This is a genomic window from Rhodococcus sp. DMU2021, assembly GCF_019641445.1.
GTDB classification, from domain to species: Bacteria; Actinomycetota; Actinomycetes; order Mycobacteriales; family Mycobacteriaceae; genus Rhodococcus; species Rhodococcus pyridinivorans.
Window position 1 is genome coordinate 80,470 of sequence record NZ_JAIFKB010000007.1, and the last position, 26,769, is coordinate 107,238.

The 26,769-nt window shown below is 67.8% G+C and carries 28 protein-coding genes; 12 read left to right on the forward strand and 16 right to left on the reverse strand.

Going from position 1 to position 26,769, the window contains the following annotated elements; translation table 11 throughout:
• Positions 1 to 9 precede the first annotated feature (9 nt).
• The 4 genes from K3M35_RS12475 to K3M35_RS12490 all read right to left on the reverse strand — a co-directional run bounded on the left by K3M35_RS12475 (position 10) and on the right by K3M35_RS12490 (position 4,316).
• Entirely contained in the window at positions 10 to 870 is an 861-nt protein-coding gene (locus K3M35_RS12475; RefSeq protein ID WP_220666487.1) for a MaoC/PaaZ C-terminal domain-containing protein, read from the reverse strand.
• A 41-nt stretch (positions 871 to 911) separates the two neighbouring features.
• On the reverse strand, positions 912 to 2,624 hold the full coding sequence (gene kstD, locus K3M35_RS12480) for a 3-oxosteroid 1-dehydrogenase (protein WP_220666488.1): 1,713 nt from the start codon (positions 2,622 to 2,624) through the stop codon (positions 912 to 914).
• A 178-nt stretch (positions 2,625 to 2,802) separates the two neighbouring features.
• Positions 2,803 to 3,165 (reverse strand): hypothetical protein, encoded by a 363-nt coding sequence (locus tag K3M35_RS12485; RefSeq protein ID WP_220666489.1) that lies wholly within the window; start codon positions 3,163 to 3,165, stop codon positions 2,803 to 2,805.
• Positions 3,166 to 3,167: 2 nt separating this feature from the next.
• Positions 3,168 to 4,316, reverse strand: coding sequence for a Rieske 2Fe-2S domain-containing protein (locus tag K3M35_RS12490; RefSeq protein WP_006550451.1), 1,149 nt, complete (start codon positions 4,314 to 4,316; stop codon positions 3,168 to 3,170).
• A gap of 191 nt (positions 4,317 to 4,507) precedes the next feature.
• Here K3M35_RS12490 and hsaA point away from each other — a divergent pair, with 191 nt between their 5' ends.
• The 4 genes from hsaA to hsaB are packed head-to-tail and all read left to right on the forward strand — an operon-like array spanning position 4,508 to position 8,054.
• Positions 4,508 to 5,683 (forward strand): 3-hydroxy-9,10-secoandrosta-1,3,5(10)-triene-9,17-dione monooxygenase oxygenase subunit, encoded by a 1,176-nt coding sequence (gene hsaA / locus K3M35_RS12495; RefSeq protein WP_006550450.1) that lies wholly within the window; start codon positions 4,508 to 4,510, stop codon positions 5,681 to 5,683.
• An 8-nt stretch (positions 5,684 to 5,691) separates the two neighbouring features.
• The gene (hsaD, locus tag K3M35_RS12500) at positions 5,692 to 6,567 is read left to right on the forward strand and encodes a 4,5:9,10-diseco-3-hydroxy-5,9,17-trioxoandrosta-1(10),2-diene-4-oate hydrolase (protein WP_064061707.1); all 876 of its coding nucleotides are present in this window, start codon (positions 5,692 to 5,694) and stop codon (positions 6,565 to 6,567) included.
• Positions 6,568 to 7,467 (forward strand): iron-dependent extradiol dioxygenase HsaC, encoded by a 900-nt coding sequence (gene hsaC / locus K3M35_RS12505; protein WP_019290158.1) that lies wholly within the window; start codon positions 6,568 to 6,570, stop codon positions 7,465 to 7,467. It abuts the gene before it with no gap.
• Positions 7,467 to 8,054 carry a 3-hydroxy-9,10-secoandrosta-1,3,5(10)-triene-9,17-dione monooxygenase reductase subunit gene (gene hsaB / locus K3M35_RS12510; RefSeq protein ID WP_016693305.1) on the forward strand — a complete coding sequence of 196 codons (588 nt, stop codon included), beginning with the start codon at positions 7,467 to 7,469 and terminating at the stop codon, positions 8,052 to 8,054. The genes hsaC and hsaB overlap by 1 nt, the downstream gene beginning before the upstream one ends.
• Before the next feature lie 90 nt (positions 8,055 to 8,144).
• Here the strand turns inward: hsaB and K3M35_RS12515 are convergent, their stop codons facing one another.
• Positions 8,145 to 9,092, reverse strand: coding sequence for a PRC-barrel domain-containing protein (locus K3M35_RS12515; RefSeq protein WP_220666490.1), 948 nt, complete (start codon positions 9,090 to 9,092; stop codon positions 8,145 to 8,147).
• A 181-nt stretch (positions 9,093 to 9,273) separates the two neighbouring features.
• Here K3M35_RS12515 and K3M35_RS12520 point away from each other — a divergent pair, with 181 nt between their 5' ends.
• Complete coding sequence (locus tag K3M35_RS12520; RefSeq protein ID WP_220666491.1) at positions 9,274 to 10,515, forward strand: aspartate aminotransferase family protein; 1,242 nt, start codon at positions 9,274 to 9,276, stop codon at positions 10,513 to 10,515.
• Between the two features lie 22 nt (positions 10,516 to 10,537).
• The gene (locus K3M35_RS12525; RefSeq protein ID WP_019290153.1) at positions 10,538 to 11,032 is read left to right on the forward strand and encodes a DUF3830 family protein; all 495 of its coding nucleotides are present in this window, start codon (positions 10,538 to 10,540) and stop codon (positions 11,030 to 11,032) included.
• A gap of 65 nt (positions 11,033 to 11,097) precedes the next feature.
• Here the strand turns inward: K3M35_RS12525 and K3M35_RS12530 are convergent, their stop codons facing one another.
• Both K3M35_RS12530 and K3M35_RS12535 read right to left on the reverse strand, forming a co-directional pair.
• Positions 11,098 to 12,468 (reverse strand): amidase, encoded by a 1,371-nt coding sequence (locus K3M35_RS12530; RefSeq protein ID WP_220666492.1) that lies wholly within the window; start codon positions 12,466 to 12,468, stop codon positions 11,098 to 11,100.
• A gap of 32 nt (positions 12,469 to 12,500) precedes the next feature.
• Positions 12,501 to 13,415, reverse strand: a complete 915-nt coding sequence (locus K3M35_RS12535) for a D-2-hydroxyacid dehydrogenase (protein WP_050993520.1) — start codon at positions 13,413 to 13,415, stop codon at positions 12,501 to 12,503.
• Positions 13,416 to 13,555: 140 nt separating this feature from the next.
• On the opposite strand from K3M35_RS12535, the gene K3M35_RS12540 reads away from it, so the two are divergent.
• Genes K3M35_RS12540 through K3M35_RS12550 form a run of 3 tightly spaced genes read left to right on the forward strand, consistent with a single transcriptional unit; the run spans position 13,556 to position 15,719 of the window.
• Positions 13,556 to 14,296 carry an Asp/Glu/hydantoin racemase gene (locus K3M35_RS12540; RefSeq protein WP_006550441.1) on the forward strand — a complete coding sequence of 247 codons (741 nt, stop codon included), beginning with the start codon at positions 13,556 to 13,558 and terminating at the stop codon, positions 14,294 to 14,296.
• Positions 14,297 to 15,037, forward strand: a complete 741-nt coding sequence (locus tag K3M35_RS12545; protein ID WP_006550440.1) for a hypothetical protein — start codon at positions 14,297 to 14,299, stop codon at positions 15,035 to 15,037.
• Positions 15,024 to 15,719 carry a GntR family transcriptional regulator gene (locus K3M35_RS12550; protein WP_033096905.1) on the forward strand — a complete coding sequence of 232 codons (696 nt, stop codon included), beginning with the start codon at positions 15,024 to 15,026 and terminating at the stop codon, positions 15,717 to 15,719. The genes K3M35_RS12545 and K3M35_RS12550 overlap by 14 nt, the downstream gene beginning before the upstream one ends.
• 6 nt (positions 15,720 to 15,725) lie before the next feature.
• Here K3M35_RS12550 and K3M35_RS12555 read toward each other — a convergent pair whose 3' ends face one another.
• On the reverse strand, positions 15,726 to 16,331 hold the full coding sequence (locus K3M35_RS12555) for a TetR/AcrR family transcriptional regulator (protein ID WP_220666493.1): 606 nt from the start codon (positions 16,329 to 16,331) through the stop codon (positions 15,726 to 15,728).
• Between the two features lie 83 nt (positions 16,332 to 16,414).
• Here K3M35_RS12555 and K3M35_RS12560 point away from each other — a divergent pair, with 83 nt between their 5' ends.
• On the forward strand, positions 16,415 to 17,038 hold the full coding sequence (locus K3M35_RS12560; protein ID WP_006550437.1) for a hypothetical protein: 624 nt from the start codon (positions 16,415 to 16,417) through the stop codon (positions 17,036 to 17,038).
• Positions 17,039 to 17,051: 13 nt separating this feature from the next.
• Here the strand turns inward: K3M35_RS12560 and K3M35_RS12565 are convergent, their stop codons facing one another.
• From K3M35_RS12565 to K3M35_RS12600, 8 genes are all read right to left on the reverse strand, one after another.
• On the reverse strand, positions 17,052 to 17,789 hold the full coding sequence (locus tag K3M35_RS12565) for an acetoacetate decarboxylase family protein (RefSeq protein ID WP_006550436.1): 738 nt from the start codon (positions 17,787 to 17,789) through the stop codon (positions 17,052 to 17,054).
• 70 nt (positions 17,790 to 17,859) lie between these two features.
• On the reverse strand, positions 17,860 to 18,735 hold the full coding sequence (locus tag K3M35_RS12570) for an aldo/keto reductase (protein WP_220666494.1): 876 nt from the start codon (positions 18,733 to 18,735) through the stop codon (positions 17,860 to 17,862).
• Positions 18,736 to 18,829: 94 nt separating this feature from the next.
• Positions 18,830 to 19,054, reverse strand: coding sequence for a hypothetical protein (locus tag K3M35_RS12575; RefSeq protein ID WP_006550435.1), 225 nt, complete (start codon positions 19,052 to 19,054; stop codon positions 18,830 to 18,832).
• A gap of 38 nt (positions 19,055 to 19,092) precedes the next feature.
• The gene (locus K3M35_RS12580) at positions 19,093 to 20,142 is read right to left on the reverse strand and encodes an acyl-CoA dehydrogenase family protein (protein WP_006550434.1); all 1,050 of its coding nucleotides are present in this window, start codon (positions 20,140 to 20,142) and stop codon (positions 19,093 to 19,095) included.
• The gene (locus tag K3M35_RS12585) at positions 20,139 to 21,110 is read right to left on the reverse strand and encodes an acyl-CoA dehydrogenase family protein (RefSeq protein WP_064061674.1); all 972 of its coding nucleotides are present in this window, start codon (positions 21,108 to 21,110) and stop codon (positions 20,139 to 20,141) included. Before K3M35_RS12585 ends, K3M35_RS12580 begins: the two co-directional genes overlap by 4 nt.
• Positions 21,107 to 22,267 (reverse strand): acyl-CoA dehydrogenase family protein, encoded by a 1,161-nt coding sequence (locus K3M35_RS12590; protein ID WP_220666495.1) that lies wholly within the window; start codon positions 22,265 to 22,267, stop codon positions 21,107 to 21,109. Before K3M35_RS12590 ends, K3M35_RS12585 begins: the two co-directional genes overlap by 4 nt.
• Positions 22,267 to 23,136 (reverse strand): enoyl-CoA hydratase, encoded by an 870-nt coding sequence (locus K3M35_RS12595; protein WP_019290144.1) that lies wholly within the window; start codon positions 23,134 to 23,136, stop codon positions 22,267 to 22,269. Before K3M35_RS12595 ends, K3M35_RS12590 begins: the two co-directional genes overlap by 1 nt.
• Complete coding sequence (locus K3M35_RS12600; protein ID WP_220666496.1) at positions 23,133 to 24,680, reverse strand: FadD3 family acyl-CoA ligase; 1,548 nt, start codon at positions 24,678 to 24,680, stop codon at positions 23,133 to 23,135. Before K3M35_RS12600 ends, K3M35_RS12595 begins: the two co-directional genes overlap by 4 nt.
• A 44-nt stretch (positions 24,681 to 24,724) precedes the next feature.
• Here K3M35_RS12600 and K3M35_RS12605 point away from each other — a divergent pair, with 44 nt between their 5' ends.
• Both K3M35_RS12605 and K3M35_RS12610 read left to right on the forward strand, forming a co-directional pair.
• On the forward strand, positions 24,725 to 25,933 hold the full coding sequence (locus tag K3M35_RS12605; RefSeq protein WP_033096895.1) for an acyl-CoA dehydrogenase family protein: 1,209 nt from the start codon (positions 24,725 to 24,727) through the stop codon (positions 25,931 to 25,933).
• Positions 25,930 to 26,745, forward strand: a complete 816-nt coding sequence (locus K3M35_RS12610) for an SDR family oxidoreductase (protein WP_006550429.1) — start codon at positions 25,930 to 25,932, stop codon at positions 26,743 to 26,745. The genes K3M35_RS12605 and K3M35_RS12610 overlap by 4 nt, the downstream gene beginning before the upstream one ends.
• Positions 26,746 to 26,769: the final 24 nt, after the last annotated feature.

The following is a 26,769-nucleotide window of genomic DNA, read 5'->3' on the forward strand; positions in this document are numbered from 1 at the left end:
GCGTGGCGATCACGCCACGGTGAGTACCACGTCGGCCAGGGCAGGGGCGAGATCGCGTTCGATGACGGAGACGGTCACGAGTTTGCGGTCGCCGTCGTTCCACACGCGCACCCGGAGGGTCTCGCCGGGGAAGACCACACCGGCGAACCGGGCGCGGAATCCCTTCACGCGCGATGCGTCGGCGTCGAGCAGACCGTCGGTCACCGCCTTGCACACGATGCCGTAGGTGCACAGCCCGTGCAGAATTGGTGCCGGGAAGCCCGCCGCGGATGCGAACTCGGGATCGGAGTGGAGGGGATTGCGGTCGCCGCACAGGCGGTAGAGCAGCGCCTGCTGTGGAAGGGTCGGCACGTCGAACTCGGTGTCCGGTTCACGATCGGGATACTCCACCGACTCCGACGGGCCGCGCTCGCCGCCGAAACCACCCTCACCGCGGGCGAAGATCGACGACCGCGCGGTCCACAGGGGATTGCCGTCGAGATCCTCGGTCACCGATTCCTGCACGACGACCGCGGCCTTGCCCTTGTCCCACACCTCGGCGATGCGGGTGACCGTGCGGCCCTTGCCCGAAGCGGGGATGGGCGCGTGCACGGTCACCTCCTGGCTGCCGTGGACGACCTTGGCGAGATCGATCTCGATCCCGGGGAACGAGACCTTCGGCGGCTCGACCTGGTGGAAGGTCGCGGCGACGGTCGCGAAGGTGGGGGGTACCTGGGGACCCCTGTCCCGGAGGTAACGCAGTTCACCCGCGTCGGTGGGATGGGACCCGGCACCGATGCCGAGGTTGTAGAGCTGGACATCGGTGCTGCTCCACTCGAACTCCTGAGCGGGCAGTTCGGCTCCGACGGCAACCGAGGGATCGATGGGCACGGGGTACTTCCTTTCTACGGCTCGAACGCGAGTCGATCGGGTCACACGGTGTCGGCGGATTCTCGCAGCTCTTCGGCACGTTCGTCACGCGTGCGGTCCAGGATGTCCAGGGCCGCGAGATAGCCGAAGGTCATCGCCGGTCCGATGGTGGCGCCGGGCCCGGCGTAGGTGTGACCCATGACCGGGGAGCTGGCGTTACCGGTCGCGTACAGGCCGTCGATCACGCTGCCGTCCTCGCGCACCACCCGGCCATGGACATCGGTGACGAGCCCGCCCTTGGTGCCGAGATCGCCGGGGACCACCTTGAACGCGTAGAACGGGGCCTTGTCGACCACGCCGAGGCTCGGATTCGGCTTGTTGCGCGGATCCCCGTAGTAGTGGTCGTAGTGGGATTCGCCGCGGCCGAAGTCCTCGTCCTTGCCGGCCCGGGCGAAGCCGTTGAACCGCTGCACCGTCTCGGTGAGGGCGTCGGCCGGTACCCCGATCTTCTCGGCGAGTTCGGCGACGGAACCGGCCTTGACGAGCACCCCGGCCTCGAGCCACCGGCGGGGGAAGGGAGTGCGGGGGGTGATGCCGGCGAAGGTGTAGCGGTCGCGGTAGCGCTGATCGAGGATCAGCCAGCTGGGGATGTTCTCGCCCGGTCCCTCGCCGCGGCCGTGCTTGCCGCCGTACATCGCATGCGTCGCTTCGACGTAGGGCGCCGACTCGTTGACGAAACGCTTGCCTGCGGCGTTGACCATGAGGCACCCGGGGAGGCTGCGTTCCGACAGTGCGAACCACGGGCCGCCGGTGAGAGTGAAGGACGGTCCCCACCAGGCATCGTTCATGAAATCGACTGCGGCGCCCAGCTTCTGTCCGGCGCGGATGCCGTCTCCGGTGTTCGCCTTCGCGCCCACGGTCCACTCGGTGCCGATCGGCTGACGCTGGTACTGCGCCCGCATCTCGGCGTTGTGCTCGAAACCGCCGCTTGCGAGGATCACGCCCTTGCGGGCACGGATGACGCACTTCTCGCCGTTCGCGACCACCTCGACGCCGCGCACGACCCCGTCTTCGACGACGAGGTCGGTGAGCGCCGTCTCCAGTAGCAGGGGCACACCGGCGTCGCGCAGACCGATCCGCAGCCCGGCCATGAGCGCCTGGCCTCGGACGAGCAGGTGCTTCTTGGTGATGTTCGCCCAGACGAACCGAGCGCCGACCCGCATGGCGCGAACCGGTCCGCGCGGATTCCGCATGAGCAGGTTCAGCCACTTGTAGTCGGCCTGGGTGATGACGAAGTTCTTGGGAGCTCGGGCGTAGTCGGGTTCGAGGAGAGCGAGATCCTCGCCGAGACGGCGGCCGTCGAAGGGCGTCGGTTCGACCGAACGGCCACTGGGACGTCCGCCCGGCGCCTCGGGGTAGTAGTCGGAATAGCCCGGTACCCATTGCAGTTCGAGGGCGCTGTTCTTCAGGACGAAGGAGAGCATCTCCGGTCCGCGATCGATGTAGGTGTCGATCTTCTCGGCAGGTACGCCGTCGCCGATGATGCTGTGGAGGTACTTCCGGGCTTCTTCGGGGGTGTCGTCCACCCCGGCGGACTTCAGCGCCTCGTTGTTGGGAATCCACACACCGCCGCCCGATCGGGCGCTCGACCCGCCGTAGCGCGACGCCTTCTCGATCAGGACCACGTCGGCGCCCTTGCGGGCTGCGGTGATGGCGGCGGTCATTCCGCCGGCACCGCTGCCGACGACAACGATGTCGTACTCCTGCTTCGTCATGTAGAACACGTTATAGAAATGGCGGTGCCGAGTCCATCCCCGAATGCGAAGAGTCCTGGACGTGAAGCGAAGACGCGGTGACGCCGACACTGGAACGCGATATCGCCGGCCGACGACGAGCGACGGCACCGTCCGATAGGGACGGTGCCGTCGCGGGGTCGATCGGGGTCGGAATCGGTCAGGTGGGTGATCCGTCCGGTACGGGAAGGGTGCCGTCGAGCACGGCCCGGTCGATGCTCTCCCGGAGCCGCGGACACCCTTCGCGCGGTGTGATGGACGAGCCTCGGAGCGAGGCGGTCTCGCGGAAGGTCGGGCACACGGTGTCCGGATCCTCCTGCCACTGCACGCTCGTGTGCGACAGGCTGTTCTTGCGCACCAGCACGCAGGTGTCGCACTCGCGGCACTGCACCTCGTGCTGACCCGAATCCAGATAGTTGATCTTGTCGATCGCGGTCTGGGCGGCGACGGCCTCGGCCCGCTCGGGCCACTGGGAGAAGTCCGGGGACTTCGCCCATCTGCTCCGCCGGGTCGAGGCACTCATCGTCACACCTCCGCTTCCTGCTTGCCCTGTTCTTCCTCGCGCTTCTTACGCTCGAGATTCTCGGCGACCTCCTTCTCCCAGGCCTCGTTGGCCTTGGCGGTGTCGACCTCGAACTCGAAGCGGCCCGTCATCTTCTCCGTCACGTCGGCGACGTCGACGTAGAACTGCTCGTACCAGCGGCGGAGCTGGTAGACCGGACCGTCCTCATCGCACAGCAGGGGATTGTCGATCTTTGTCTTGTTCTTCCAGATCTCGACGTCCTGCAGGAAGCCCTCGCCGACACCCTCGGTGAGCTTGGCGGCCAGCACGTCGGACTGCTCGGGTGACATGCCCTGCGGCTTCTTGACGATGATGCCGTACTGCAGCATGAACGAATCGTGCGTGATCGGGTAGTGGCAGTTGATCAGCACGGATTCGGTCTGGTACCCACCGTAGTTGTTCTTCAGCGGATTGATCATGTAGGAGGGGCCGTAATAGGCCGCGTACGACTCGAGCGTCGACTCCAGCCCGTACTGCGTCGCCATACCCTTGTCCGGCCGGCCGCGGGTGTTGAGGTACTGCTCCGCGATGTGCCCCTCGAAGACGTTCTTGAAGAACGTGGGGAAGGCGTAGTGGATGTAGAAGAAGTGCGCCATGTCGACGACGTTGTCGATGATCTCGCGACAGTTGGAACCTTCGATCCGGATCTGGTTCCAGGTCCAGTCCGTCCACTCGTCCGAGCCGTACTGCTCGATCTCGGGGATGGTGACCTCCGGAGGCGGGGTGTTGCCCTCGGGGTCGTTCCACACGAACAGCTGGCCGTGCTTCTCCATCGTGATCCACGAACGGGTGCGGGCCAGCGGGGGAACACGCTTGGCGTACGGGATGTCCGTGCACTTGCCGTTGCCGCCCCAGCGCCAGTCGTGGAACGGGCACGCAACCGAATCGCCCTTGATCTCGCCCTGTGACAGGTCGCCGCCCATGTGGCGGCAGTACGCGTCGAGCACCTTCGCGTCGCCGTTGCTGTCGGCCCACACCACGAGTTTCGTGCCGAAGGCCTCGACGGCGTGAGGCTTGCCGTCCTTGAACGTGCGACTGAGGCCGAGGCAGTGCCAGCCTCGCGCGAAACGCGTCCGGACCTCTCCGACGTCGATCTCGCGAATCTGTGCCATGTCCGCTCACTTCCCTCCGGAAATCTCTTCTAGAACACGTTATAGAATTCGCGTCCCGAGGGGAAGGGTTCGGGGACTTTGGTCCCGCCACAGAGATTGTCTACCTGCGGGTGCGGCGCGTCTCGACACGAATAAGAACATGTTCTAGTCTCGGTACAAGCGATCAATTCCTGAACAGACGGGAGCGTCCAGTGGGTGACCACGACAGCCACGAGGTACTGCAGCGGATCGACGCTCTGCTGCCCACGCTGCGAGAACGTGCGCAGGAGGCCGAGAATCTGCGCCGGGTGCCCGACGACTCGATCAAGGAGCTCCAGGAGGCCGGCTTCTTCAAACTTCTGCAACCGGCCCAGTGGGGTGGATACGAGGCCGATCCCGTCACCTTCTTCACCGCGGTGCGCAACATCGCGAGCGCGTGCGGCTCGACCGGATGGGTCTCCGGCATCATCGGCGTCCACAACTGGCACCTCGCACTCTTCGACCAGCAGGCCCAGGAAGAGGTCTGGGGCGACGACACCGACGTCCGCATCTCCTCGTCCTACGCGCCCATGGGTGCCGGTGAGGTCGTCGACGGCGGATACAAGGTCAACGGTGCGTGGGCCTGGTCGTCCGGATGCGACCACGCGAGCTGGGTCGTCGTCGGTGGCCCGGTCATCAAGGACGGCCGCCCCGTCGACTTCGGCAGCTTCCTGATCCCTCGTTCCGAGTACGAGATCGACGACGTGTGGCACGTGGTCGGTCTGCGCGGCACCGGATCCAACACGATCAAGGTCAAGGACGTCTTCGTCCCGCGCCACCGCTTCCTCAGCTTCAAGGCCATGAACGACCTCGCCTCGCCCGGGCTCGAGCGCAACACCGCACCCGTCTACAAGATGCCGTGGGGCACCATCCATCCCACGACCATCTCGACGCCCATCGTCGGCATGGCCTACGGCGCGTACGAGGCGCACGTCGAACACCAGGGCAAGCGTGTCCGTGCGGCGTACGCCGGCGAGAAAGCCAAGGACGATCCGTTCGCCAAGGTGCGCATCGCCGAGGCCTCCAGCGACATCGACGCGGCCTGGCGCCAGCTGTCGGGCAACGTCGCCGACGAGTACGCCCACCTCCTCGCCGGCGAGGAGGTTCCGATGGAACTGCGGCTGCGGGCGCGTCGCGACCAGGTCCGCGCGACCGGCCGTGCAATCACGTCGATCGACCGTCTCTTCGAGAACTCGGGTGCCACCGCACTCGCGGACGGCACACCCATCCAGCGTTTCTGGCGCGACGCGCACGCCGGTCGTGTGCACGCCGCCAATGACGCCGAGCGCGCCTACGTGATGTTCGGTGCCGCCGAGTTCGGTCTGCCGATCACCGACACGATGGTCTAGGGGTGGATGTGACCGCAATCGACGAGATCACCTACGAGTCGACCTCCCGTTTCGCGCAGGTCCGCGACGACCTGCGCCTGCACTACCACGAGGCCGGTGTCGGCAACGACACCACGATCGTCCTGCTCCACGGCGGTGGCCCGGGCGCGTCGTCGTGGTCGAACTTCGCCAGGAACATTCCGGTGCTGGCACAACGGTTCCACGTGCTCGCCGTCGACCAGCCCGGCTACGGCAGGTCCGACAAGCCGACCGAGCATCCGCAGTACTTCGTGCACAGTGCGTCCGCGCTGAGCGACCTGCTCGACACGATCGGGATCACCGACCGCGTCCACCTCCTCGGCAACTCGCTCGGTGGTGGTGCCGCCGTGCGGTTCGCGCTCGACTACCCCGAGCGCGCAGGGCGACTCGTCCTCATGGGGCCGGGTGGGCTGAGCGTCAACCTGTTCGCACCCGACCCCACCGAGGGGGTCAAGAATCTCGGCCGGTTCTCGTACGAGCCCACCCGCGAAAATCTCGAGGCGTTCCTGCGGATCATGGTGTTCGACCAGTCGCTGATCACCCCCGAGCTCGTCGAGGAGCGGTTCGCGTCGGCGAGCACCCCCGAGTCGCTCGCTGCGGCGAAGGCGATGGGGAAGTCGTTCTCCAGCGCCGAATTCGAGAAGGGGATGCTCTGGCGCGACGCCTACAAACTCCGTCAGCGGGTACTGCTGATCTGGGGTCGCGAGGACCGCGTCAACCCGCTCGACGGTGCACTCGTCGCACTGAAGATGATCCCGCGTGCACAGTTGCACGTGTTCGGTGGATGCGGCCACTGGGCCCAGCTCGAGAAGTTCGACGAATTCAACCGCCTGACAGCGGATTTCCTCACGGATGGAGTCGAATAGATGAGTATCCGGTCGCTGGCATATCTCCGGATCGGCGCCACCGACGTCCCGGCCTGGCGCGAGTACGGACTCAAGGTCCTCGGCATGATCGAGGGCAAGGGCACCCACGCCGACGCGCTGTACCTGCGGATGGACGACTTCCCGGCCCGGCTCGTCATCGAGCCGCACGAATCCGACACGCTGCTCGTCTCGGGCTGGGAGACCGCGAACGCCGCCGATCTCCAGTCGGTTCGCGACAGTCTGTCCGCGGCAGGCGTCCCGTTCAAGGAGGGCACCGCCGAGCAACTCGCCGATCGTCGCGTCGACGAACTGATCGTCTTCCAGGATCCGTCGGGCAACACCCTCGAGGCGTTCCACGGTGCCGCCCTCGAACACCGCCGCGTCGTCAGCCCGTACGGGCACAAGTTCGTCACCGGCGAGCAGGGTCTCGGGCACGTGGTGCTCTCGACCCGCGACGACGAGGAATCGCTGCGCTTCTACCGCGACGTGCTCGGTTTCCGCCTGCGTGATTCGATGCGGATGCCTCCGCAGATGGTCGGCCGGCCCGCCGACGGAAAACCGGCCTGGCTGAGGTTCTTCGGATGCAATCCGCGCCATCACAGCCTCGCCTTCCTGCCCATGCCCACCCCGTCGGGTATCGTGCACCTGATGATCGAGGTGGAGAACTCCGACGACGTCGGTCTCGCCCTCGACCGCGCACTGCGGAAGAAGGTCAAGATGTCGGCGACGCTCGGTCGCCACGTCAACGACAAGATGCTGTCCTTCTACATGAAGACCCCCGGCGGATTCGACGTCGAATTCGGTTGCGAGGGGCTGCAGGTCGAGGACGACGACTGGATCGCCCGTGAATCCACGGCCGTGAGCCTATGGGGCCACGACTTCTCGGTGGGAATGCAGTAATGACCGCGCCGGAGGCCGGAGAGAACGGTGCGATCGACCCACGGGCCTTCCGCACCGTGCTCGGGCAGTTCTGCACCGGCGTCACCGTCATCACCACCACCGAGGACGACGGAACGCCTGTAGGATTCGCGTGCCAGTCGTTCGCAGCGTTGTCGCTCGACCCGCCGCTCGTATTGTTCTGCCCCACGAAGCAGTCGCGGTCGTGGGCGGCCATCGAACGAGCGGGCCGCTTCTGCGTCAACGTCCTTGCCGAGGAACAGCAGGAGACCTGCGCGCGGTTCGGTTCTCGCGAACCCGACAAGTTCGCCGGACTCGACTGGACGCCCTCCCCGTTGGGCTCACCCGTCCTGACGGGCTCGCTTGCGCACATCGATTGCACGGTCGAGACGGTGCACGACGGGGGAGACCACTGGGTGGTCTTCGGTCGCGTGTCGTCGCTGAGCGAGGTGCGCGACGAGAAGGAACGCCCGCTGCTCTTCTACCGCGGGCAGTACACCGGGATCGAACCGGAGAAGACGACGCCGGCGCCCTGGCGCGACGACCTCGAAGCGTTCCTCACCTCTGTCACGGAGGACACCTGGTTGTAGATCGCAGGACCGTACCGCGCGACACGTGGTACCGCACGACGAAGCCGGGACGACCACATCGATTGTGGTCGTCCCGGCTTCGTGTGTGGATCAGGAACGGTCGGCGCCGGTCGCGTCGTCCGGTTCCTCCTCGTAGTACTCCGTGGTCACGACGCGGCGCACCAGGCGCGGCTTGCGCGGCCGGTCGGCGTCCTCGCCGCCTGCCGTGTCCGTCTTCGCATCGGCCGTGCTCGTGTCGGCCGACGGCGGCGGCGTGAAGTGCGCCGGCCCCGTCGGTCCCGGACCGACGATCTCCTGATCGCTGCCGCTGTCGCTGCCGGGAGCTGCGTGGCGGGCGGTGTCCGCCGCCGAGTCCGCGGTCCCGGACGGTGTGGACGAGTCCGCGGTCCCGGACGGTGTTGACGGCGTCGACGCGGTATGCCCCGGCATCGAGTGCTCGAGCGATTCGTCCCGCTGGCCCTCGCTCGGCCGGTAGTTGCCGGCGATCTCCTCACGCGCGACGTCGGGCGGTGTCGGTGAGGGCCCGGTTCCCGCCGATGTGGTGGTGCCGTACGTCTCGCCGGTGTGCGGCGTCCCGGTGCCTCCCGGTCCGCCGGCCGCGCCACCGACGAGGCCACCACCGGCTGCGCTCCGCTCGCCGAGGCCGCTGCGGTCGTCGGTGAACCCGGCCCGATCGTCCGTGAATCCGCCCTGATCGCCGGTGGATCCACCCCCTGCAGGGGTGTCCCCGAACCGGCGGTAGTAGCGGTACAGCTCGTCCTCCTCGAGCGGGGTCAGCTCACCGTTCTCGTCGATGTTCGGGGCGCCGGTGATCGTGTCCTTGTCGAAGGGCAGGCGCACTCCGGTGCTGTCGAGCACGGCTTCGTCGATCGGGGCGAAGTGCCGGCGCGTTCCGAACAGACCCGTGACGACGGTGATCCAGGCGGGTCGGCCCGTGTCGTTGTCCAGGTAGACCTCTCCGACGCGTCCGAGCTTGTCACCGTCCGGCCCGTACGCGGTGGCGCGAGCGAGGGTGTCGATGTCGTCGTTGCTGATCATGATGTCCTCATCCGTGGGCGATGCGGCTTCCTGCTGTGCGGATGCCCTGCGGTGCGAGTGACGAAACGCTGCCGTTACACCGCTCGCCGTTGCGTCGACCATCCCCGCGTGTTATCCATATTGTCAACAATCCGACAACCGGCACGAGGGTTCGCGCCCTCGGCTGTTCGGAGGGATCGTCATGACCCGTCTTTCACCCCGCCTGCTGCAGGCAACGCCCGTCACCGTCGACCACGCCGAGGGGTGCTACATCCACGGCACCGACGGACGTCGGTATCTCGACTTCACCGCCGGCATCGGCGTCACGAGTACCGGCCACTGTCACCCGCACGTCGTCGAGGCCGCCCGCCGGCAGATCGGCTCGCTGATCCACGGGCAGTACACGACCGTGATGCACCGGCCCCTGCTCGAACTCACCGAACGCCTGGGCACGGTGCTCCCCGAAGGACTCGACTCGCTGTTCTTCGCCAATTCGGGCAGCGAGGCAGTCGAGGCGGCGCTGCGTCTGGCCCGCCAGGCGACAGGGCGACCCGGAATCGTCGTCTTCCACGGCGGTTTCCACGGCCGTACCGTCGCCGCCGCCACGATGACCACCTCCGGAACCCGTTTCTCCGCAGGGTTCTCGCCGCTCATGGGCGGTGTACACGTCGCTCCCTTCCCCACGGCCTATCGCTACGGCTGGTCGGAGGAGGAAGCGACCGATTTCGCCCTGCAGGAACTGGACTACCTGTTCGCGACCCTCGTGGCGCCGGACGAGATCGCGGCCTTCGTCGTCGAACCGGTCCTGGGCGAGGGCGGTTACGTCCCCGGCAACACCAGGTTCTTCCAGGGACTGTGGCAGCGGGCCGACGAACACGGCATCCTGCTCGTCTTCGACGAGATCCAGACCGGATTCGGGCGGACCGGAAAGTTCTTCGGGCATCAGCACTTCGACGTGCGACCCGACATCATCACCATCGCCAAGGGCCTCGCGAGCGGTTTCCCGCTGTCGGGTATCGCCGCCTCCGAGGAACTCATGGAGCGCGCCCGTCCGGGATCGCAGGGCGGCACGTACGGAGCTAATGCGGTCTCCTGCGCGGCGGCCGTGGCCACTCTCGACGTGATCGAAAAGGAGGGGCTCGTCGACAACGCCGCCGCACGTGGACGTGAACTGCTCTCCGGTGCACGGGAGAACACGATCGACGCCATCGGCGACGTGCGCGGCCTCGGCCTCATGGTGGGCCTCGAGTTCACTACCGACGGAGCACCCGACCGGGAGCGGGCGTCCGCAGCGCAGCAGCTCGCCGCGCAGAAGGGGTTGCTGCTGTTGACCTGCGGTGCGCACATGAACGTGGTGCGCATGATCCCGCCGCTGATCGTCACCATCCGGCAGATCGAGGATGCGCTCGGGATCTGGTCCGAGGTCCTCGCCGAGGTCCGATAATCCGTCGAACGAGGGAGTCCGCGTGGCCCGATACATCACGATCACTCTCGACAAGCGCGACATCACGTGCAGAGCACGGCTTCTCGACGACGAGGCGCCGCTCACCTGCGCGGCGGTGTGGGACGCCCTGCCGCAGAGCGGTTCGGCGTTCCACGCCAAGTACGCCCGCAACGAGCTCTACACCCTCGTCCCGAGGATCACCGCGGCACCGCACCGGGAGAACCCGACGGTGACGCCGATCCCGGGGGATGTGTGCCTGTTCGACTTCGAACCGTGGGAGATCGGTAATCCCGCATACGGTTACGAACCCGGCTCGCAGGCCCATGCGCAGCAGGGAGCGACCGATCTCGCGTTGTTCTACGGCCGGAACAATCTGTTGCTCAACGGCGATGTGGGCTGGGTGCCGGGCAACGTCTTCGCGACGATCGAGGATGGCCTGCCCGAACTCGCCGTCGCGTGCAACGACCTGTGGATCCAGGGGGTCGTGGGGGAGACGCTGAGCTTCGCACGCGCATAGACGGGCACCGCACGGGAACGGCACCGCACAGACTGTGCGGTGCCGTTCCCGTGCAGACCTCTTCTTCAGCTCAACGCGTACTCGGCGAATCGCGCGACGGCGAGCAGCAGATCGTCCGAGTGCCGCGGCCCGACGATCTGCAGACCCACGGGCAGACCCGCCGAGGTGGTGCCCACAGGGATGCTGATGGCCGGCTGCTGCGTGAGATTGAAGGGATAGGTGAACGGGGTCCACTGCGGCCACGAGGTCAGCGACGAATCCGGAGGCACGTCGTGGCCGGCCTCGAAGGCGGGGATCGGCATCGTCGGGGTGATCAGCACGTTGTACCTCTGGTGGAAGATCCCCATCGTGATGCCGACCGCCGCCGCGACCGCGCGGGCCTCGAGATAGTCCACGGCACCGAGTTGTTCGCCGTGGGACCACACGCGTCCGAGACCGGGGTCCACCTTGTCGCGCGTGCCCTCGGGGAAGGTCTTCAGCATCGTCGCTGCGCCTGCCGCCCAAAGGTTCTCGAAGGCATCGAGCGGATCGGGGAAACCGGGATCGGCGGCGGTCACGCGCAGCCCGGCTTCGTCGAGGACGCGGACCGCCCGGTCGACGATCTCACCGACCTCGGGGTCCACGTCGACGTAGCCGAGGGTCCTGGAATAGGCGACGTCCATCCCCACCACCTCGCGGTTGAGGCCACCGCGGAAGGTCGTCAGCGGCGGCGCAAGGGCCGTCGGGTCCCGGGGATCGGGCAGCGCGAGGATGTCGGTGAGCAGCGCCGCGTCCTCGACCGTCCGGGTGATCGGCCCGGCGTGCGCGAGCGGCCCGAACGGGCTGGCGGGGAAGATCGGGATCCGGCCGTGAGTGGGCTTGAAACCCACCACGCCGCAGAACGATGCGGGGATGCGGATACTTCCCCCACCGTCGGTGCCGACGGAGCACGGACCGAAGCCGGCCGCGACCGCCGCCGCGCTGCCACCGGACGAGCCACCGGCGGTCTTCGTCGTATCGACGGGATTCGTGGTCACCCCGTACAGGGCCGAATCGGTCACCGCCTTCCACGCGATCTCCGGGGTGGTGGTCTTGCCCACCAGCACCATTCCGTCCTCGCGCAGCCGGGCCGCGACCGGGCTGTCGACGTTCCAGTCCTGGTTCTCGTCGATGGCCTGCGAGCCCCGCAGGGTCGGCCATCCGTCGGTGAGGAAGACGTCCTTGATCGAGATGGGGACCCCGTCGAGCAGGCCCTTCGAATAGCCGGTCCGCCACCGCTCCTCGGAGCGGCGTGCCTGGTCGAGGGCCTTCTCCTCGTCGACGAGGCAGAACGAGTTGATCTCGCGATCGTGCGCCGCGATCCGATCGAGCACGGCCCGTGTCACCTCGACGGGAGACAACTCGCCCGAGGAGAACGCCGACACGAGTTCGACGGCGGTCATGTCTGTGGGCTCCATCGTGCCTCCTTCTCGTCGGACGATGCCGACTCTCACGCGCCGGGCACGTAACCCAGCTTCTTGTCCACCACGTTCCGAAGAGGTTCGCCACTGCGGTGACGGTGGAAATTGTCGATGAAGACGTCCACCAGCGCATCGCGCCAGCCCACGAAATCCCCCGAATTGTGCGGGGTGATCGAGACGTTCGGCATGTCCCAGAGCAGATGGTCCTCGGGGAGCGGCTCGACGTCGAGCACATCCAGTGCGGCACCGGCGATGGCGCCCGACCGCAGTGCCTCGACGAGGTCGTCGGTGCGCACGAGTTCGCCCCGCCCGACGTTGACGAAGCGGGCCTGCGACTTCATCGCGGCGAACATCCGGGCGTCGAACAGGTGCCGGGTCTGCTCGGTGAGAGGCGCGGCCACGACGACGAAATCGGCGTCGGCGAGGGCGCCGGGAAGATCCGCGGTCGTGGTGACGGTGCCGAAATCGGGGTCGTCGTCGCGAGGGCGCCGGCCCGAGCCTCGGACCGTCATCCCCACGGCCGAGAGCAGGCGTGCGATCGCGCGGCCGATCGGACCGGTGCCGACGACGAGCACGGAGCGACCGGCGATGCGTTCGGACTCGCGGTGCTTCCAGATGTGCTCGCGCTGGAGCCGCAGGGATTCTGGGATGTCCTTGGCGAAGGAAAGTATCTGGGCGAGTACGTATTCGGCGATCGCCCCGTCGAAGACTCCGCGGGAATTGGTGACGACCACGTCGCTGTCGCGCAGGTCGGGGAACATGAGGGCGTCGACCCCGGCCGCGGCGACATGGATCCACTTCAAGGAGGTCGCGGCGTGCCAGGCCGCGGGCAGGGCGTCGGTGAGGAAGTCGTACGCGAAGAGGATGTCGGCGCCGTCGAGTGCGTCGGCCAGGCCGGCGGCGTCGGTGTAGCGCACCGTGGCGTGTTCGGCCACCGGGGCCATCCACGCACGATCCGGCACGGCTTCGGCATGAAGCACTGCAACGACCGGCTGGGCATCCACGTTGACACCGTAAGAGCGCCTCGTATTATTGTCAACAATCCTCAAGGCTGAGGGAACTCTTGACGAAGCCGAGGGACCGTATGGAACTGAACATTCCCGAATTCGAAGGTCCTCTGGCTCAGCGGGGCATCGGTGTGATCGCCCCCTTCGATCTCGCCCTGGAACGAGAACTGTGGCGATGGGCGCCGCTCGAGGTCAGTCTGCACCTCGCTCGAACCCCCTACGAGCCGGTGCCGGTCAGCCGTGCCATGGCCGAGATGGTCTCCGACCGGCGGCACCTGATGGTCGCGACCCGCGACGTGCTGTCGGTGGAACCGGAAGTCGTTGCGTATCTGTGTACCTCGGGCAGTTTCGTCAACGGGGTGGCCTACGAGAAGGCCCTGTGCGACGCGATCTGCGGGGCGGGCGCACCGTGCGCGGTCACGACCTCCGGAGCGCTGCTCGAAGCCCTCCGCGCACTCGACCTGACCCGCATCTCGGTGATCACCCCCTACGACCGGGAGCTCACCGACCTACTGCGCGACTTCCTGAACGAGGCCGGAACCGATGTCGTCCGGTCGTCGCATCTCGGGCTCGGCGGCGGCATCTGGAAGGTCAACTACCGCACCATCGCCGAACACATCATCGGGGCCGATACCCCCGAGTCGCAGGCGATCTTCGTCAGTTGCACCAACCTGCCGACCTACGACCTGATCGCGCCGCTCGAACGGGAACTCGGCAAGCCGGTCCTCACGGCCAACCAGCTCACCATCTGGGCGTGCCTGGGACGGATGAAGTTGCCCATGACCGGGCCGGGAAAGTGGTTGAGAGGAGTGTTCTGAATGCATCGTGACCGTCCGACCATCGGGATCGTCTACCCGGATCATGCCGCCGAGGACGACTACCCGTTCGCCGCCGAACTCCTGGGGGTGAATCTGCCCGTCGCCCACATCTACGGAACCGATCTGCACGCCGTTCCCGAACTCCTCGACCTCGGGAGCCCGGCCAAGCTCGCCGGGGGAGCGGCGCAGTTCGCGGACGAGCCCCTCGACGCTCTCGTGTGGGCGTGCACGTCGGGCAGCTTCGTGTACGGACCCGAGGGGGCACGCACCCAGGTCGAGCAGCTCTCCCGGGACGCGGGAGGCGTGCCCACGACCAGCACGAGCATCGCGTTCGTCGCCGCACTACGGGCGCTCGGAGTCGGCCGGGTGGCCGTGTCGGCGAGTTATCCGCGGGACGTCGCCGAACTGTTCGTCGCCTTCCTCGCGGACGCCGATGTCGAGGTCGTCTCGCTCGCCGACGCCGGCATCGACACCGCCGCCGAGGTCGGCACCCTGACCGACGAGGCCGTCCTCGAATTCGTGAGGACCAACGATCATCCCGACGCACAGGCGGTCCTCGTGCCCGACACCGCGATGCACACGCTGCGGATCATGCGGGAACTCGGGAAGGAGACCGGCAAGCCGGTGCTGACCGCCAACCAGGTCACCGTGTGGCACGGCCTGGAACTGGCCGGATATACAGTGGAATGCCCGGAGCTGGGCTCACTGTTCGAGGAGGATACCGATCATGGTGCTCGGTGATCTGGAAGATCTACGTCCTGTCACCCGGCCGTCCACGGCCGAGCTCATCGCCGAACAGATCCGGTCGGCCATCGTCCGGGGTGCGCTCGGTCCCGGGGAACAGCTGGGGGAGGCCGAACTCGCGGCGCACTTCCAGGTCTCCCGGGGCCCGCTGCGAGAAGCCATGCAGCGGTTGCTGTCCGAAGGTCTGCTCTACAGCATCCGCAACCGGGGCATCTTCGTCACCGAGCTCACCTTCGACGACGTCGTCGACATCTACCGCAGCCGCTGGGTCATCGAGGGCGGTGCCCTCGACCTGGTGCTGGAGGGCCGTCGCGAACAGACGTGGAAGGCCCTCGAACCGGCGATCGAGGAGATGCGCACCGCCGCCGAACGCGAGGACGCCACAGGTGTCTCGGACGGCGACCGGCGTTTCCACGAGATCCTCGTGGCCAGTGCCGACAGTCCGCGGCTCGTGCGGGCAGCCCGCACGCTGCTCGTCGAGACGCGGATGTGCCTCGGCGCGTTGCAGACCACCTATCCCGACCTGCACGTGCAGGTGGACGAGCACGTCGTGCTGCGGGAGGCGATCCGCACCGCCGACCGGGAGGAGGTGCGGCGTCTGCTCGACGAGCACCTGCACGACACGGTCACCCGGCTCCGCGAGCGTCAGAACGTCGACGGCGTGATCGCGTCCGGCTGATACGGCTCAGCCGGGAGGGGTGAACGACGACAGGGCCGTTGCGGCGATGTTGCCGCCGGCGTCCTCCGACGCCAACCGTCCTGCCGCGACTTCGGTTGCGGCACAATGGACCAGGCTGTGCAGGACCGACGCCAGCCAGGACGACGACAGGTCGGTGCGGAACGTCCCTTCGGCGCGACCGCGCTCGATGAGGGCGGTCGCGCGGGCAAGCAGGCCGTCGTGTGCGGCGCGTACGTCCTCGGCGGGAAGTGCTTGTTCGGCCGCCGCGAGCAGTGCCCCCGCGTCGGCGGTCAGCGACCACGAGCCCGCGATGAGGCGGTGAAGGGCGTCGCGGGGGTCGCCCGTGAGGTCGATCCGGTCCACGGTCTGTTCCGCCTCGGTGAGCGCGCGCTGCACCACGGCGGTGACGAGTTCTGCGCGAGTGGGGAAGTGGCCGTAGAGGGTGACACGCCCGACGCCTGCCGCCTTGGCGATCTCCCCGATGCTCGCGTCGGGGTCACGACTCAGTGCGATGCGCGCGGCGTCGAGGATCGCCTCGATGTTCCGCTCGGCGTCCGCACGTTTCCTGGTGCGAAGCGATACGGGACGGCGGGATGTCTCGTGGGTGGTCACGGATCCTCCTCTTGTCGAACACTGATGTTCAGGTTACGCTGACCATCAACTCGAACATCACTGTTCAACTTAGGCGGATCCTCATGACGAGCTCCGACATCACCATCGTCCCCGTCGATCGACCTGCGACCGGCATCGACCCGAAGGCGCTGCTACGAGGGGTGCTGCGCCGGTGGCCGAGCCTCGTCGCAGTCGCCCTCGCCGCGTTCGTCCTCGCGGACGGGGGCACCGACTTCCCGGCGATCCTCACCGGCGCGGCACTGGTCTATCTCGGTGCCGCCGTGCTGGGTCGTCGCAGCGCGGCTTGGCCGCTGTTCCTCGGCGCCGTCGCGCTGATCGGCGTCGGCAAGGTCGCCGTCGTCGCGTTCGGGGTGCCGGTCGAGATCACCGTGGTGATGGTTGCGCTCGGTGCCGCGGGCGCCGTCTACGGACTCGCGCGCACCCCGGCCGGCCGGGCGATGCTCGTCGGGCCGTCGACCGTGGCCATGCTGGGTTTCGGTGCCGTCGCGGTGGCCGCGGTGACGGTCACTCCCGTCCCGGCGGGCGTGATCGTCGGGCTCGGACTGCTCGGTCACGCCGCGTGGGACTACCTTCATTTCCGCCGGAACACCGTGGTCGCCCGCTCGCTCGCGGAGTTCTGCGGTGTGCTCGACACCCTGCTGGGTGTCGCGGTGATCGTCCTCGCCGTCTCGGGCGCGCTCTCCTGAGTCCAGGAGAGTCTCAGACGACGGTCGCGTTGCCGAAGATCATCCGCAGATCGGCGATCGACGACGAGGTCAGTGCGCGTCGGGGCAGACCGAGCGACCGCAGTTCGTCGGCGATCGGATGCGTCCCCAACCGTAGGGTCGCGCCGCCGAGCCGGGTGCGCACGCCGCTCGGATTCATCTCCCAGGTCGTGCAACGGGTGACGTCGTCGATGTGCGAGTAGGCGGCGAGCGAGGCTGCAAGGCCGTTGCCCGGCACCGGAAATCCGGGCGCCACCGCCAGTTCGGCGATCAGCACTCCGTCGGCGGAGACCGAACCGCGCTTGGTGCTGCTGTCGTGGTCGGCGTCGAAGTCGGCGAGGGTCTTCGGGAAACCCCAAATGCCGCGTCCCGCCGCAAGAGTGAAGTCGCCGTCGACGGGCAGATGGTGGATGAGCGCACCGGCCTGCCCGCCGACCAGGCTCCGCCAGTCGCCGACGATGCCGTCGCCGCGGTTGTGATGGTTGCGGACGAGGAAGCACACCCCGAACTCGTTGTACGGGCCGAGGTCCCCGTCGACGTAGTCCACGAAGACGAGCGTGCAGATCCCGTGGCCCGGGCGGTACTGCAGGATCTCGAGCCCGGTGCGGGCGACGAGTTCCTGCGCGGGGCGCACGGGAACCGAGAACATCCCCATGAACGCCGTGGCCGTTCGGACCTGCACGGGCATGGTGACCGGCTTGCCCAGCACCACATGCGTCGTCGTCTCGCTCATCGCTGCCTTCCGGAAGTCGGACGTGCGTACCCCGACAATGAGAACACGTTCCAGTTCCGGGGGGAAGGGACTAGGAAGGAGCGCCGATGTTCATCTCGTCGGGATGCGCGCCCACCCGCGTGCCGTCGTCGAGCGTGTCGAGTTCGCTGAGGTCGAGCTCGTCGAGTTCGAAGTCGACGACGTCGATGTTCTGGGAGATGCGCTGCTCGTGCACCGACTTCGGGATGACGATCAGCCCGTTCTGCAGATGCCAGCGGATCAGCACCTGCGCGGCCGACTTGCTGTGACGATCGGCGATGCGGGTGACGATCGGGTCGACGAGCAGGGTGTTCGGCTTCGAGTTCGGACCCCACCCCGAGTTGCTCGTGCCACCGAGCGGGCTCCACGACTCGACGGCGATGCCGTGCTCGGACGCGAACCGGCGGATCTCCTGCTGCGGCAGGTGCGGATGCAACTCCACCTGATCCACCGCAGGCAACAACCCGCCACGATCGACGAGCAACTGCAGGTGGTGCGGTTCGAAGTTGCACACCCCGACCGCCTTCGCGCGCCCGGACTCGGCGATCTTCTCGAGGGCGTCCCAGGTGCGCAGGATCCGTTCGCGGTCCTGCAGCGGCCAGTGGATCAGGTAGAGGTCGACGTACTCGGTGCCCAGCTTCTTCAGGCTCGTGTCGAATGCCTTCAGTGCCGGCTCGTAACCCTGATCGGCGTTCCACAGCTTGGTGGTGACGAAGATGTCCTCGCGCGGCACCGACGACGCGGTGAGCGCGCGGCCGACGCCTTCCTCGTTGCCGTAGGCCGCGGCCGTGTCGATGTGCCGGTAACCGGCCTCGTCGATCGCGTATCGGACCGCGTGTTCGGTCTCGTCGTTGGTGGCCTGCCAGACTCCCAGGCCCAGCTGCGGGATCGTCGTTCCGGAATTCAGCGTGATCGTGGGAGGTGTCATCTCTCCGACGTTAGCGAGCCGCCGCGTCGGGCGCGAGTGATCCCGGACGATCGGGTGCTCTCCGGCCCGCGGGCTCCGAGGACGGGTGTCGAGTTCATCCGCCGGACGCCGGGGGACGGCAGGCGAGCAGCGCCGCCCACGTATCGACCTCCCGTCGGCCCGTCAGCCGCACGACCGGCAGATCGGGACATTGTGCGAGCGCGGTGAGGACGCGGTCGCGGTACCCACCGTGGGTGCGCGGTGAACTCCTCGACGTCCCCGCCACGAGGACGCGGCGGGGACGCACGGGGAGTGGAACCGAGGAATCGAGGAGGCGCATCACCGATCTTTCGCAGGGATCGCCGCCGACGATATTGCTCAGGCCGATATTGCGCTCAGGTACTCGCGCGGTTGCCCGAACAACTGGGCGCTGCCGTGCGCCCGCTTGAAGAACAACTGCGCGTCGTGCTCCCAGGTGATCGCGATCCCGCCGTGCAGCTGCACGGCCTCCGACGCGACCTGTTGGAAGGCTTCCGAACAGTAGATCTTCGCGGCGTACGCGTCCTGCGGATCCTGCGACAACGCAGCCGCATACGACATCGATCGCGCCGTCTCCACGAGCGCGTACATGTCGGCCATGCGGTGCTTGAGCGCCTGGAACGACCCGATTGCGCGACCGAACTGCTTGCGGTTCTTCGCGTAGTCGACGGTCAGGTCGAGCACCGCTTGCGCGGCACCCACCTGCTCGGCCGACAGGGCGATCGCCGCGGACGCCCGCAACCGGTCGACGAGATCGTCGGACGATGACAGGCGACGACCGGTCACCGCCGAGAACGACACCTCCGCGAGGGAACGCGTGGGATCCATCGTGGGCACGCGGCGCCGCGACACCCCGTCGGTCTCCGGATCGACCTCGAACAGGCCGACCGTGTCACCGTCGGCGGCGAGCACGAGCAGGGTGGACGCGATGTCGCCGCCGAGCACGTAGTGCGCGGTTCCGGTCAGCACGTTGCCCTCGGCGCTCACGCCGGGACGCTGCCAGCCGGTGGCCGACGCCCAGCACACCGCGACGACCTCGCCGGCCGCGATGCCGGGGAGCAGACGCGCCGCCGCGTCGGCATCACCGGACAGCAGCACGGTCTGCGCCGCGAGCACCGCCGACCCCAGGAACGGTGACGGGGTGAGCGTGCGGCCGAGTTCCTCGAGCACCACGTGGGCCTCGACCCACGAGGCGCCCACACCGTCGTACTCCTCCGGAACGGCGAGGGCTGCGACCCCGACCTGCTCGACGAGCATCGTCCACAGTTCGTCGTCGTACCCGCTGCCGGTCGTGATCGCCCGCCGGACGGCAGCCGAATCGGAGTGCTTGGCGAGCAGGGTACGCACCGAGTCCCGCAGTGCGGCACGATCTTCCGTCTCGAACGTCATGACGCCTCGCTCTCGAGTGCCGCGACCACGCGTGCCCGGTGCTCGTCGGGGGTGCCCCACGCGGTGACGAGCGCGCGGACCTTCGTGATCCACAGCGACAGATCGTATTCCTGGGTGTAGCCGATCGCGCCGTGCACCTGCAGTGCCGTGCGCGCGGCGAGATAGGCGGCGTCGCCGCACGCGACCTTGGCCGCCGAGACGTCCCGGGACGCAGTGGACAGCTCGTCGCGGACGGCGATGGCCGCACCGTGCAGCAGCGGACGTGCCATCTCCAGCGCGACCGCCACCTCGGCGAGATGGTGCTTGACCGCCTGGAAGGAGCCGATCGCGCGGCCGAACTGCTTGCGCTGCTGCGCGTACTCGACGGTGGTGTCGAGCAGAGTCCGGCCCAGGCCTTGGAGCTGAGCTGCAGACGCGAGGACACCGATGTCGAAAGCCGCAGCGGTATCTGTGGATCCGAGCGACTCGCCGACGGTGAGCGAGGCGAGCGTGCGCGACCGGTCGACCGACTCGCGCGTGTCCCCGGCGGTGCCCATCGAGACGGTGCCGTCGGCGACGTGCAGCGCGAGGTCGGCGACGTGGGCGTCGACCGCGTACGGCGCGTGGGGGAGCATCGCGACGGTGGCGAGCGATCCGGCGGCAAGCGGGCCGAGACGCTCGGGTGCCACGGCGGCGAGCAGAACCGGTGCCACCGCGACGGTTTCGACCACCGGACCGGGTACAGCGTGGCGACCGAGCTGTTCGACGGCGACGACGAGATCGACCGCGTCGGCCCCGAGGCCGTCGTGCTCCTCGGCAACGAGCAGACCGTTGACGCCGGTCTCGGCCAGTCGCTCCCACACCTGCAGACCCGGTGCCGTGTCGCCGCTGTTCCACGCACGGATCACCTGCGGCATATCCGACTTGGTGAGCAGGGCGTCGATACTGGACGCGAAGTCCTCATGGGACTCGTCGAGTGCGAATCTCATCGATCACCCCTCGGAAGGCCGAGCAGCCGCTCGGCAATGACGTTCTTCTGGATTTCGTTGGTACCGGCGTAGATCGGGCCCGACAGCGAGAACAGGTAACCGTCGGTCCAGCCGTCGACGAGTTCGGCGTCCACACCCTGCAGGTCGAGCGCCGTCTCATGCGTGGCGATGTCCCACTCGGACCAGAACACCTTGTTGATCGACGATTCGGCGCCGAGCTGTCCGCCCGCGGTCAGGCGCGTGACGGTCGCCCAGGTCGACAGCTCGTAGGCGCGCGCCCCGATCCACGCGTCGGCGACGCGGTTGCGCAGCGCGGTGTCGCCGTGGAGATCGGACTCGCCGTAGGCGCGCAGCAGCCGGTCGGTGGCCGCCAGGAATCGGCCCGGCGCACGCAGCGACAGACCGCGCTCGTTGGAGGCGGTGCTCATCGCGACCCGCCATCCTTCGTTCACCGCACCGATCACACCGGACTCACCGGGACGCTCCGGGTCGTCGGGGACGAAGACGTCCTCGAGGAAGATCTCTGCGAAGCCCGGCTCACCGTCGAGCTGCGGGATCGGTCGCACGGTGACGCCCTCGGCCCGCAGGTCGAACATGAAGTAGGTGATGCCCTTGTGCCGCTGGGCCTCCGGGTCGGAGCGAAACAGACCGAAACCCATGTCGGCATAGGACGCCCGCGAGCTCCAGGTCTTCTGGCCGTTGAGCAGCCAGCCGCCGTCGACTTTCGTGGCGGTCGAGCGCAGCGACGCGAGGTCGGAGCCGGACTCGGGTTCCGACCAGGCCTGGGCCCAGATGTCGTCGGCCCGGGCCATGCGCGGCATGATGCGGGCGAGCTGTTCGGGGTGGGCATGCTCGAACAGGGTGGGGGCGAGCAGGAAGATGCCGTTCTGGCTCACCCGGCCGGGCGCACCGGCGCGGTAGTACTCCTCCTCGAACACGACCCACTGCTCGAGGGTCGCGTCGCGGCCGCCGAGTTCCTCGGGCCAGGAGACGACCGACAGGCGTGCATCGGCGAGGGTCCGTTCCCACTGCCGGTGTTCCTCGAAGCCCTCGGCCGTGTCCATCGACTCGAGCGGCGTCGTGGGGACGTTCTCGGCGAGGAAGGCGCGTACCTCGTCGCGGAACGCGAGGGTGGCGTCGTCGAGCTGCAGATCCACTACTTCGCTCCTTCCACCGGACGAGCGCTCGCGGCCATCGACTTGGCGTTCATGCCGCCGAGCGAGTCGGCGCCGACCTCGGCGTTGTGCGCGTGCGCGAAGTGGTGCAGGCCGAAGACCGAGTCCATGCCGTTGCGCATGCCCATCTGGTCCTCGCACTGGTTGACGGCGCGCTTGGTGAGCGCGAGCCCGAAGCGGGGCATCTCCGCGATGCGGGCGGCGAGGGCGAGGGTCTCGTTCTCGAGTTCCTCACGCGGCACGACGCGGCTGACCATGCCCACCTCGTAGGCGCGCTGGGCACTGAAACGGTCACCGGTGTAGAGGATCTCCTTCGCGAAGCGCGTTCCGAGGATCCACGGGTGCGCGAAGTACTCGACACCCGGGATGCCCATGCGGACTACGGGATCGGAGAAGAAGGCATCCTCGGACGCGACGATCAGGTCGCACACCCACGCCAGCATGAGACCACCGGCGATGCAGGCGCCCTGCACCGACGCGATGGTGGGCTTGGGGATCTCGCGCCAGCGGCGGCACATCCCCAGGTAGACCTCCATCTCACGGGCGTAGCGCTGGTCGCCGCCGGGCTTGTCGACGTGGTCCCACCACATCACGGCCTTGTTGTCGTAGTGGACGTGGTGGTCGCGGCCCGGGGTGCCCAGATCGTGGCCGGCGGAGAAGTGCTTGCCGTTGCCGGCCAGCACGATCACCTTGACCTCGTCGTCCTCGACGGCCCTCTCGAAGGCGGCGTCGAGCGCGTAGGTCATGACCGAGTTCTGGGCGTTGCGGTAATCGGGTCGGTTGAGAGTGACGATCGCGACGCCGTCGCGCACCTCGTAGGTGACGACATCGGGCTCGAACGGGACGGTCATGACTTCTCCTCACGCAGAACGTTCTTCAGTACCTTGCCGGACGGGTTTCGGGGCAGCGCATCGATGAACCGAACCGATCGCGGCGCTTTGAAGTTGGCGAGTTTCTCTCGGGCGTACGCGATCACGTCGTCCTCGGTGAGCGGATGTCCGTCCAGCGGGACCACGAACGCCCGGCCGACCTCACCCATGCGCTCGTCGGGGACACCGATCACCCCGACCTCGTGGACTCCCGGCAGGCGCAGCAGTGCCGCTTCGACCTCCGCCGGGTAGACGTTGAATCCGCCGCTGATGTACATGTCCTTGAGACGATCGGTGATGTCGAGATAGCCGCGTTCGTCGACGGTCCCGACATCGCCGGTGTGCAGCCACCCGTCCTCGTCGATCGTCTTGGCCGTGGCCTCGGGATCGTCGAGATAACCGAGCATGACGTTCGGGCCGCGCAGCAGGATCTCGCCCTTGTCGCCGATGCGCACCTCGAACTCCGCGGTGGCGCGTCCGGACGAGGTGGAGACGGTGACGGGATCGTCGTCGGTGCGGCACATCGTCGCGACGACCGCCTCGGTCTGCCCGTAGGCGGTGAGCACCGCGTCGAAGCTCAGTTCGTTCTGCATGCGCTCGACGAGGGAGACGGGCACGGGTGCGGCGCCGGTGACGGCGATGCGCAGGTTGCTCAGGTCGTACTCGCCGCGCCGCGGGTGGTCGAGGATGGACTGGTAGATCGTCGGGGCGCCCGGGAGGACGCTGATGCGCTCGGCCGCGACCATCGCCATGACCTTCTCTACGTCGAAGGTCGCGAGGGGGATGACGGTGGAGCCCTCGAGCAGTGCGGCGACGAAGCCGGCCTTGTACCCGAAGCTGTGGAAGAACGGGTTGATGATCAGGTAGTTGTCGTCGATCGTCAGTTCGGCGCACTCAGCCCACGCCTGCGCGACACCGATGCACTGACGGTGGGCGCTGAGCACGCCCTTGCTGCGGCCGGTCGTGCCCGAGGTGAACAGGATGTCGGAGACGTCGTCGGGGGTCACGGCCGCGGCGCGCGCGTCGGCCTCGGTGCGGGCGGCGTCGGTGGCGGAGGACAGGAAGTCCGCCCACTCGACGACCCCGTCGATCGGCGCGTCGTTCCCGCCCAGCGGGACCCGCACGGTCGTCGGGATCGACAGTTCCGGAGCGGCCTTGCACAGTTCGGTGTAGCGGTCGGTACCGAGGAAGTCGCCGACCACGACGAGGGCCTCGGGGCGGACGCGCTCGACGACGTCGGCGGCCTCGTTTCCGGTGTAGCGGGTGTTGAGGGGTACGACGACCCCGCCGGCCCAATGTGTACCCAGGGCAGCGATCACCCAGTGGAACGTGTTGGGTGACCAGATGACGACGCGCGCACCGCGTTCGACGCCGCGGGAGACGAGCGCCGCGGCGACATCGCGGACGTGGTCGCGCAGTTGTGCGAAGGTCAGCCGGGTGTCGCCATCGGCGATCGCGAGCAGGTCCGGCCAGGTGTCGGCGGCACGTACGAGTGCGGCCGGAGTGGTTCTCGGTCGTGTGTTCACAGAGCTCCCTACCTAGCAATTGCTTGGTAGGTTATCGTACGGATGTGCACGAGAGCGAGAGCCAGGAAAATGCGGAGTTCGCAGCCACCGTCCGACAGTGGCTCGAAGACAACCTGACCGGCGAATTCGCCGAGCTCAGAGGCAAGGGCGGACCCGGAAGCGAACACGAGTTCTTCGAACAGCGACTCGCGTGGGACCGACATCTGGCCGCTGCCGGATGGACCTGCATCGGCTGGCCCACCGAGTACGGCGGGCGCGGCGCGAGCATGGATCAGCGCGTGATCTTCCACGAGGAGTACGCGAAGGCGAACGCGCCCGCGCGCGTCAACCACCTCGGTGAGGAACTGCTCGGCCCCACCCTCATCGCGTTCGGGACAGAGGAACAGAAGCAGCGCTTCCTACCCGGGATCCGTAACGTCACCGAACTGTGGGCGCAGGGCTACTCGGAACCGGGAGCCGGCTCCGACCTCGCCAACGTCTCCACCACCGCCCGCCTCGAGGGCGACAAGTGGGTGATCAACGGTCAGAAGGTCTGGACGTCGCTCGCACACGTCGCACAATGGGCCTTCGTCGTCGCGCGGACGGAACCCGGTTCGACCCGCCATCACGGCCTGAGCTTCCTGCTCGTGCCCCTCGACCAGCCCGGCGTCACGGTGCGGCCCATTCAGCAGCTCACGGGCACCTCCGAGTTCAACGAGGTCTTCTTCGACGACGCCGTCACCGACGCCGACCTCGTCGTCGGTGCCCCCGGCGACGGGTGGAAGGTCGCGATGGGTCTGCTGACCTTCGAACGCGGCGTCTCCACCCTCGGGCAGCAGATCGGCTTCGCCCGCGAACTCGACGGCATCGTCTCCGTCGCCGAGAGCAACGGTGCGATCGACGATCCGCACCTCCGCGAACGCATCGCCCGCGCGCGGATCGAACTGCGGGTCATGCGTGCCCACGCCCTGCGCACCCTCGGCGACGCCGACCCGGGTCAGGCCTCGGTCGCGAAACTGCTGTGGGCGAACTGGCATCGCGACCTGGGGCAACTCGCCATGGACGTGCAGGGATCGTCATCGCTCGTCGGCCCCGATCACGACCATGCCGGAAATCCCTCCGACATCACCGATCCCGAACATCTCGAGCTCGCGGAATGGCAGCGGCTGTTCCTGTTCACCCGCGCCGACACCATCTACGGCGGATCCAACGAGATCCAGCGCAACATCATCGCCGAGCGCGTGCTCGGCCTTCCCCGGGAGGCACGTCCGTGACCGCAACACCCCGTCCCGCATCCCCGCTCGCGACCCCGCCGGTCGAGACCCCCGGCCACGGACTGCTCCGCGACAAGAAGGTCGTGGTCACCGCCGCCGCCGGTACCGGCATCGGATTCGCCACCGCGCGTCGCGCGCTGCTCGAGGGCGCCGACGTGCTCGTCTCCGACTTCCACGAGCGCCGGCTCGGCGAGTCCGCGGAGAAGCTCGCGGCCGAGTTCCCCGAACAGCAGGTCGCGACGATCGTGTGCGACGTGTCGTCCACCGAACAGGTCGACGCCCTCATCACCGGCGCCGCCGACCGGCTAGGGCGCATCGACGTGCTCGTCAACAACGCTGGACTCGGTGGCGAGACGCCCGTCGTCGAGATGACCGACGAGGAATGGGATCGCGTCCTCGACATCACCCTCACCAGCACCTTCCGCGCGACCCGCGCGGCACTGCGCTACTTCCGCTCGGTCGACCACAACGGCGTGCTCGTCAACAACGCGTCGGTACTCGGCTGGCGCGCCCAGCACTCGCAGGCGCACTACGCGGCGGCGAAGGCCGGCGTCATGGCCCTGACCCGCTGCTCCGCGATCGAGGCCGCCGAATACGGCGTGCGCATCAACGCCGTCGCCCCGTCCATCGCCCGACACCCCTTCCTCGCGAAGGTCACCAGCGAGGAACTGCTCGACAACCTCGCCGCCGGTGAGGCCTACGGCCGCGCCGCCGAGGTCTGGGAGGTCGCGGCGACCATCGCGATGCTCGCGAGCGACTACACGACCTATCTGACCGGCGAGGTCGTGTCGGTCTCCTCCCAGCGCGCATGAACCCGCTCTCGGTCGGCTTGAAAG

What these genes read in the sequence shown, in the direction of transcription:
- kstD (WP_220666488.1), bottom strand. Translation starts at nt 2,624, where the DNA reads ATGACGAAGCAGGAGTACGACATCGTTGTCGTCGGCAGCGGTGCCGGC.
- K3M35_RS12485 (WP_220666489.1), bottom strand. Translation starts at nt 3,165, where the DNA reads ATGAGTGCCTCGACCCGGCGGAGCAGATGGGCGAAGTCCCCGGACTTC.
- K3M35_RS12490 (WP_006550451.1), bottom strand. Translation starts at nt 4,316, where the DNA reads ATGGCACAGATTCGCGAGATCGACGTCGGAGAGGTCCGGACGCGTTTC.
- hsaC (WP_019290158.1), top strand. Translation starts at nt 6,568, where the DNA reads ATGAGTATCCGGTCGCTGGCATATCTCCGGATCGGCGCCACCGACGTC.
- hsaB (WP_016693305.1), top strand. Translation starts at nt 7,467, where the DNA reads ATGACCGCGCCGGAGGCCGGAGAGAACGGTGCGATCGACCCACGGGCC.
- K3M35_RS12515 (WP_220666490.1), bottom strand. Translation starts at nt 9,092, where the DNA reads ATGATCAGCAACGACGACATCGACACCCTCGCTCGCGCCACCGCGTAC.
- K3M35_RS12520 (WP_220666491.1), top strand. Translation starts at nt 9,274, where the DNA reads ATGACCCGTCTTTCACCCCGCCTGCTGCAGGCAACGCCCGTCACCGTC.
- K3M35_RS12530 (WP_220666492.1), bottom strand. Translation starts at nt 12,468, where the DNA reads ATGGAGCCCACAGACATGACCGCCGTCGAACTCGTGTCGGCGTTCTCC.
- K3M35_RS12535 (WP_050993520.1), bottom strand. Translation starts at nt 13,415, where the DNA reads ATGGCCCCGGTGGCCGAACACGCCACGGTGCGCTACACCGACGCCGCC.
- K3M35_RS12540 (WP_006550441.1), top strand. Translation starts at nt 13,556, where the DNA reads ATGGAACTGAACATTCCCGAATTCGAAGGTCCTCTGGCTCAGCGGGGC.
- K3M35_RS12545 (WP_006550440.1), top strand. Translation starts at nt 14,297, where the DNA reads ATGCATCGTGACCGTCCGACCATCGGGATCGTCTACCCGGATCATGCC.
- K3M35_RS12550 (WP_033096905.1), top strand. Translation starts at nt 15,024, where the DNA reads ATGGTGCTCGGTGATCTGGAAGATCTACGTCCTGTCACCCGGCCGTCC.
- K3M35_RS12560 (WP_006550437.1), top strand. Translation starts at nt 16,415, where the DNA reads ATGACGAGCTCCGACATCACCATCGTCCCCGTCGATCGACCTGCGACC.
- K3M35_RS12565 (WP_006550436.1), bottom strand. Translation starts at nt 17,789, where the DNA reads ATGAGCGAGACGACGACGCATGTGGTGCTGGGCAAGCCGGTCACCATG.
- K3M35_RS12570 (WP_220666494.1), bottom strand. Translation starts at nt 18,735, where the DNA reads ATGACACCTCCCACGATCACGCTGAATTCCGGAACGACGATCCCGCAG.
- K3M35_RS12575 (WP_006550435.1), bottom strand. Translation starts at nt 19,054, where the DNA reads ATGCGCCTCCTCGATTCCTCGGTTCCACTCCCCGTGCGTCCCCGCCGC.
- K3M35_RS12580 (WP_006550434.1), bottom strand. Translation starts at nt 20,142, where the DNA reads ATGACGTTCGAGACGGAAGATCGTGCCGCACTGCGGGACTCGGTGCGT.
- K3M35_RS12585 (WP_064061674.1), bottom strand. Translation starts at nt 21,110, where the DNA reads ATGAGATTCGCACTCGACGAGTCCCATGAGGACTTCGCGTCCAGTATC.
- K3M35_RS12595 (WP_019290144.1), bottom strand. Translation starts at nt 23,136, where the DNA reads ATGACCGTCCCGTTCGAGCCCGATGTCGTCACCTACGAGGTGCGCGAC.